Source organism: Streptomyces sparsus, assembly GCF_054776295.1.
Window position 1 is genome coordinate 1 of sequence record NZ_BAAHCA010000216.1, and the last position, 6,356, is coordinate 6,356.

Consider the following 6,356-nt stretch of genomic DNA (forward strand, 5'->3'; position numbering starts at 1 on the left):
CAGTTCCAGCCAGCAGGCGTCGGCGAGGGTGCGGCGGGCGGCGCCGGTCAGGCCGGCCGCCTCGGCGATCTCGTCGGCCCGGTCCCGCTGGGCGGAGGTGACGTGCGGCTGGAGTGCCAGCAGCGCGTCGCGGATCTCGACGACCCTGCGGTGCAGTCGCAGACGCAGCTCGCGGCGGAGCAGCCTCTCGTGCAGCACCACCTCGGGCACCGCCGCGGTGAGGTCGCTCCAGAGGGGACGCAGGCGTCGCAGGTGGACCCAGTAGCGGGCCGACTGCCAGGCGACGCCGGCGGCGGGAACGGAACTGCCGACGACTATCAGGGCGATGGCGACGTGCTTGAGCACGTCGGTGGTGTCGCTCACCGCGGCGTCCCGCGACGGGTGGTCAGCGCTGGTGGTGAGCCGCAGCACGAGATAGGCGGACCGGACCAGCGCGTAGGCCACCCCGGCGGCCGTGCCGGCGCCCAGCAGGCGGAGCCCGGTGCGCAGCCAGCCCGCGCCCGCGTGCCGGCTGGAGCCCCAGAACAGCCAGGCGGCGGCGACCATGACGGCGCCCAGGAAACCGAAGAAGACCAGCAGGTATCCGGTGGCGGTGACGGACCCGGCGCTGGTCTCGTAGAAGTCCGCCACCTGCGTCTCGCGGGGCATCGCGACGAACAGCGCGATCAGCACGAGCTGGGCGGCTCCGGCGGTGGCCAGGCGCACCCGGCGGCCGACGCGGCTGTCCGCGCGGGTCATGCCGAAGACGAACTCCAGGAGGGAGGCGGCGGCGGTGACACCGAGCAGGTGCTTGAGGAGCGTCGAGAGGTTGTTGACGCCGGTGCGGCCGTCGAGGGCCGTCATCACGTCCGGCAGCCGCAGCGTCATGGCGACGGTGAGAGCGGCGAAGGTGAACCAGAGCGAGCGTTGTTTCGGCGGGCCGCCGCGCCGCAGGACGGCCGGGGCGCGCCACAGCACCATGGCCCAGAGGAGGATCAGAACAGCGGTCTGCACAGGCGCCTCATCCGCGTATGGGGTGGCCGAAGACGTCGTTCAGCCGGTTGAGCACACCGGCTGCCTGGTCGGAGGTGGACGGGGCCTCACCGCGGAGGGCGCGCTCGCTGAGGATCGTCGCCAGCAGCTCGGCGTCGCGCTCCTCACCGTCGGTGTAGCTGGTGCGGCCGAGCACGTGCAGCAACTGGTCGAGGTCGAGGTCGTTCTCGTCGTCGCGGTGGGCGTCGGAGTCGCGGTGGGCGGCGGACGCGACGTCGTCGAGCAGCCGGACGGCGTAGGCCGGCCGTTCGGCGTCCGGGGCGCCGTGGCCCAGCAGGAGGTGCGCGAGTTCGTGCAGCACGATCTGGAGCTTGTGCACGCCGCTGGTGGCGGGCTCGTAGAAGATGACGTCGGTGCTGCTGGTGGCCACCCACACGCCGCAGGGCAGGTTGCCGTCCGGGGCGCCTTCGAGCGGGACAAGTCGCAGCGGCCGTCCACGGTCGGCGGCGATGCGCTCGCAGAGCACGTCGAGGTCGAACGGGCGCGGAATGTCGAGCGCGTCTGCGGCGGCCTCACAGCGGGCCCGGCGGCTCTTTCTGGGCATACGGTCTCCTTCGGAGCCGTAGTTTAGGCCGCTCGACCGCCGCTCGACCAAATGCTCTCGGACATTTACGGGTCGCTGCGGCGACCACCGTGCGACGTCCGGGCGAATAGCCGGCGTACTGTCCGAAGAAATCGCGACACGCGTGCGGATGGGCCGGTCGGACCCTAGTCCCGCTTTTCGGGAGCGTCCGGCAGGCCCTCCAGCCGGCGGGCCTGGTCGATCACCCCGCGGATCGCGTGCAGGCTTCCGGAGGAGAGACCGTTCATCCGCACCGCCACGTCGCGCACATCACCGTCCCCCAGGATTTCCACCAACTCCCTTTGCGCACGGGTGAGTTCAACGCGTTCTTTGATCTTGGCCAGTTTCGCGTCGACCCGTTCGGCCACCGCGGCGTCGAAGAAGTAGGTCACCGGCACGCCGAAGAATCCGGCGATCACCGTGAGCGTGCTCACCTTGGGATCGAGGATCTCGCCCTTGCGGATCTTCTGGATCGTGGCGTGCGACACCGTCGGACCGTCGGGTCCGGCCTTCTCCTTGATCCCCTCGGCGATCTCCATGTAGCTCAGCGGGCCGCGGCCCGCCGGGTGGATCGTGCCGATCAGGTGGTCCAGTCGCTGCGCGATGGTGCGCCCGCTTTCCTGCGTCCCCCTGTCCACCCCATCACCCCCTGTGATCAAAGCCGCGGCTGGTCAACCGCAGCCGTCCTCTACTGAAGTTTACGCACGCGTAGCTTCCGCTGTCCGCCATAAATTACGCTTGACAAAGGGGGTGACCCCCGCCGTACTCTCTGGGGAGCACGTAAAACAAAATAGACGGGCAGGGCGTACGGCCACGGGGGTTCGTACGGCTTGCCGGTGAACGGGGGCGTGACGGCCCGGTACGGTCTTCGGTGACGGTACCGGGCCGTCCGTGTTGCCGTCACGAGAACGCTCTCCGCCGCCGGCCGGAAACTTGATGAGACGGTACCGGATGCCGCTGCCGCTCCCCCAACGGGGATGCCCGACAGCCTGCTTGGGCCTGCTCCGGCCCACCCGGCGGTCCGCCGTCGCCCTCCGCCCGCCTCCGGGAAGTCCGGTGTCGTTCACTCACCGTGGTCGTCGTGTTCTGCCGGGCGCCGACGGGCACCCTCGGGCGGAGCACCGCACGAGGGTGGCGATCGGTCTCGTCGACAATGGCCGAATCCGACCGGTCGGGCCACCTGGCGCGAGGCCGTCTGGTTGCGGGCGGCCACCGCGACTAGCGTCTCCGGGGACGACGGAGGAGGCACCCATGCCGGTCCAGCTCAACCACACGCTCGTGCACGCCAGTGACCGCAAGGTGTCGGCGGAGTTCCTCGCCGACATGCTCGGGCTGGAGGTGGGGCCGCCGTACGGACCGTTCCTGCCGGTGTCCACCGCGAACGGCGTCACGCTGGACTTCGTGAACCACGCCGGCCCCATCACCTCGCAGCACTACGCGTTCCTCGTCACCGAGTACGAGTTCGACCGCATCCTCGCGCGGATCAAGGCAGCCGGCGTCACCCACTACGCCGATCCCTCCGCCTCCCGGCCGAACACGATCAACCACGAGCACGGCGGTCGGGGCACCTACTTCGCCGACCCCGACGGCCACTACCTGGAGATCCTGACCAGCCCCTACGGCGCCGCCGACTGACCCGTCACAACCGCTCGGACGACTGACGGCCGGGGGTGCGGGACGGCGGCTGGGCGCGGCCACTTCGCACGTCGCCTGCTGCAGGGCGGGGAGGCCGGGAGGCCGAGCAGGTGGCCGGGAGGCCGAGCAGGTGGCCGGCGGGGTCGCACCGTCCGCCGGGGGCTCGGGGAGACGGCACGCCCGCGGAGCGCCGGCTCGGGGGGCCGCACGGACGGGGCGCCGGTTCAGGGGTGATGACGGAGGAGACGTCTCCGGGGGAGCTGAGTCCTCTCGGCCGGGACGGTGGGCCAGTCGAGAGGACTCTGCTCGCGCTGCCGAGATCAGCGGGGTTCGCTCACTCCGTCACCGATCGACCTGACGAAGCAGGACCACGCCTCGGGCGAAGCGCTGAAAGCCGGTCCGCTCGGAGCCTTCGAATCACGGACGTCGATGATGCCGGTGCCCCGCATTTTCACCTCCACGCAGTCACCGTTCACTGCCGAGTAGGAGGATTTTGTCCATTCCGCCAACGAGACCTGACGATTGCGCATGACCACTCCGATGGTTGCACCTGTGCATGGGCGCAAGGCCCATCGCCCCAACAGGGGCGCTGATGCGAGGAACGCTACGCCTCCAGGGGCGACTCAGCGGGAGCCGTTCACTCGACCGAATGGCATGTGCCCCGGAAACCTTTTCCTGTCACGTCCAAGCCTGTATCTTGCACCACCGCAGACTGCACAGCGCCCTACTTCACCCTGCGTGGTCAGCCGCGACCTGGCGGATGAACGTCCGCGACTGCTCGGGGTTGAGCGCCTCGGCACGCAGGTGCTCGTACATCACCGCGTAACTCTGCACATCGTTCGCCTTCTCCAGATAGAGATCACTCGTCACGCCTTCCAGGTAGACGACGCTTGCGTCCCCGGCGTCCTGGAATTCGAGAATGGCGAACTTCCCGTACATACCCGGATGGGCTCCCACGCTGTAGGGAAGGACCTGGAGCGTCACGTGCGGTTGCAGGCTCAGGTCCGCGAGGTGTTCCAGCTGGTCGACCATGACGTGGGGGCTGCCCACCACCCGTCGCAGCAGGGCCTCGTCGATCACGGCCCAGAACCGCAGCGGATTACGGGTGTCGGTGAGCCGGTCCTGTCGTTTGAGCCTGATCTGGATCCGCTTCTCGATCTCGCTGGGCGTCGCCTCCGGCCACATGCCCTCGATGACCGCCTGGGCGTAGTCGCGCGTCTGGAGCAGCCCGGGAACGATGAGCGACTCGTACACCCGAAGTGAGGCGGCGTCCGTCTCCAGCCCGATGTAGACGCTGTAGGGAATGTCGCCGAAAGCGTGCCACCAGCCCTGCTGCCGTGACTCTTTCGCCATCTGCATGAGCGACTCGACTATGCGGCGGTCCTCGACCTCGTAGACGCCGCAGAGATCGCGGACGTCACGCTGGCTGATACTGCGGCGGCCGTTCTCCAACCTGCTGATCTTCGACTGGGAGACCAGCAAACGGTCGGCGACCTCCTCCGCCGTCATTCCCTTCTCCTCGCGGAGCTTTCGCAGCTCCTGTCCCAGTCGGCGCCTTCTCACTGTCGGGTTGACGTTGGACGCCACGGGATGTGCACCTCCGCTGTTGCGTACGAATACTGTTCAGCAGATTGCCACCAACAGCGCGGATGCGCCGGTGCTTTGACAAGAATCGACCACCCGGCGTGCAGGCACGCACGCAAGGGGTGGCAGGTGGTCCGCTCGAACGGACCGCCTCCCACCCCTGCGTCCAGCGTTTCCCGCGCGTCAGCGAGCGCCGGCGCGGGCCATGCCGCCCCGCAGCGCCTGCTCGGGTACACCGCGGGACGGCATCGACGTCCCCGTCGCGGTGGCCCGGGCCGTGCTGTGCGCTCCGACGGTCGGCCCCACGCCCGGTGCGCGCCGCGGCTGCGCCGCCACACCGTTCTGCACATCCATCACGGCATGTGCGACGAGGCCGCCCATCGGGTCGTGCCTGATGAGGTCCCGCAACCGGGAACGGCTCGACCGTCCCTCGTTGCCGGGGTACAGGTGCTTGCCGAGACCGACCGCGTGGGCCAGCGCGGCGAGCGCCGCGGTCCGCGGGTCCGGCGGTACGCCGGTGCGGATCGCCGAGTCCAGCCGGTTCTTGATCTCCCGGCTGATGGCCGTCTCCGTCGCCTGGTAGCGAGTCGTCGGCAAGACTCCGCACATCTGGCCCTCCACGGCATGCACCATGCCACAGCGTTCCAGGTGTGAGAGGTAGGTCTGGCGCAGCCCGAGTCTGGGCCCGCCTATCCAGTGGACAGCGCGCACCGGGCTGCCGCGCCTGCGCAGCAGTTCCAGTGCGGAGTCCAGTGTCGGATCTCCGGTCGGCCGTGGCAGCACCACGGCGATACGATCCCCATCCGGGGCTATCCGTCCTGCCAGAGCCAGCTCCACTAGCTGTGCTCCGGCCAGGCCGAGGTCGAGCGACTGCGGCTGCGCTGTGGTACCCGTCGTCGGGTCCAGAGCGAGCAACAACAGCTCTTCCGGAATTGTTCTGCGGCTCCTGCCCATCCATGCCTCCCCGCGTGGATGAACCACAGGGTGACCCCTCTCACAATGTTCTGTCGAGAGTGCCTGGTTGTTATGTACGGGAACCAGTAGGTATGTCGTTCTCGTCTGTCCAGTGGGACACCGGGGCCACACGGCCCTCCCGGTGCCGCGGTGGTGGCGCGCAGCACACTGTTATCTGGTACGGCGATCGGCAGGAACACAGGAGGCACGGTGGCGGGCGAGTCCCCCGACAGTTCGAGGAAGCAGAAGTCGTCGGGGGAGACGACAGCGGAACGCGGCACGGTTCCACCTGCCCGCGACCGGATCGACCCCCGTGCCACGTTCGGAGGTGCCGGACGACGCACGGGCGGCGCTCCCGACCCGGCGAAGGCCGCCCGTCCCGACAACCCTGACGAGCCCGCCCGGCCCGACGAGGGCGAGCAGCCCGCTGCCCGCGTGGATGCGGCGGCGACCGCGAAGCCGGTCGGGGACGCGGCCGGGCAGGCGACCGATCCGGTCCGTGCCGAGCGGGAGGACGGGGCTTCCGCGGACGACGCCGAGAAGGCGGGCCCAGCCGAGCCCGGGACGGAGGACGGGCCCGCCGTGCGGC

At 69.5% G+C, this 6,356-nt stretch carries 7 protein-coding genes and 1 pseudogene; 2 read left to right on the forward strand and 6 right to left on the reverse strand.

Annotation, left to right across the window (positions count from 1 at the left end):
* The 3 genes from ACYVE9_RS12505 to ACYVE9_RS12515 form a co-directional block, all read right to left on the reverse strand.
* Positions 1–993: MAB_1171c family putative transporter (locus ACYVE9_RS12505; protein ID WP_461027878.1), on the reverse strand; the 993-nt coding region annotated here is incomplete at its 3' end.
* A gap of 7 nt (positions 994–1,000) precedes the next feature.
* Positions 1,001–1,576 (reverse strand): hypothetical protein, encoded by a 576-nt coding sequence (locus ACYVE9_RS12510; RefSeq protein ID WP_461027879.1) that lies wholly within the window; start codon positions 1,574–1,576, stop codon positions 1,001–1,003.
* A 164-nt stretch (positions 1,577–1,740) separates the two neighbouring features.
* Positions 1,741–2,232, reverse strand: coding sequence for an XRE family transcriptional regulator (locus tag ACYVE9_RS12515; RefSeq protein ID WP_461027880.1), 492 nt, complete (start codon positions 2,230–2,232; stop codon positions 1,741–1,743).
* Between the two features lie 613 nt (positions 2,233–2,845).
* Here ACYVE9_RS12515 and ACYVE9_RS12520 point away from each other — a divergent pair.
* Entirely contained in the window at positions 2,846–3,229 is a 384-nt protein-coding gene (locus tag ACYVE9_RS12520; protein ID WP_461027881.1) for a VOC family protein, read from the forward strand.
* A gap of 320 nt (positions 3,230–3,549) precedes the next feature.
* Here ACYVE9_RS12520 and ACYVE9_RS12525 read toward each other — a convergent pair whose 3' ends face one another.
* From ACYVE9_RS12525 to ACYVE9_RS12535, 3 genes are all read right to left on the reverse strand, one after another.
* Positions 3,550–3,759, reverse strand: a complete 210-nt coding sequence (locus ACYVE9_RS12525; protein WP_461027882.1) for a DUF397 domain-containing protein — start codon at positions 3,757–3,759, stop codon at positions 3,550–3,552.
* A gap of 199 nt (positions 3,760–3,958) precedes the next feature.
* Entirely contained in the window at positions 3,959–4,816 is an 858-nt protein-coding gene (locus ACYVE9_RS12530) for a helix-turn-helix domain-containing protein (protein ID WP_461027883.1), read from the reverse strand.
* A 180-nt stretch (positions 4,817–4,996) separates the two neighbouring features.
* Positions 4,997–5,767, reverse strand: coding sequence for a GOLPH3/VPS74 family protein (locus ACYVE9_RS12535; protein WP_461027884.1), 771 nt, complete (start codon positions 5,765–5,767; stop codon positions 4,997–4,999).
* Positions 5,768–5,977: 210 nt separating this feature from the next.
* Between ACYVE9_RS12535 and ACYVE9_RS12540 the strand changes: the two are divergent.
* Positions 5,978–6,356, forward strand: a pseudogene (locus tag ACYVE9_RS12540) (hypothetical protein); the annotation flags it as partial.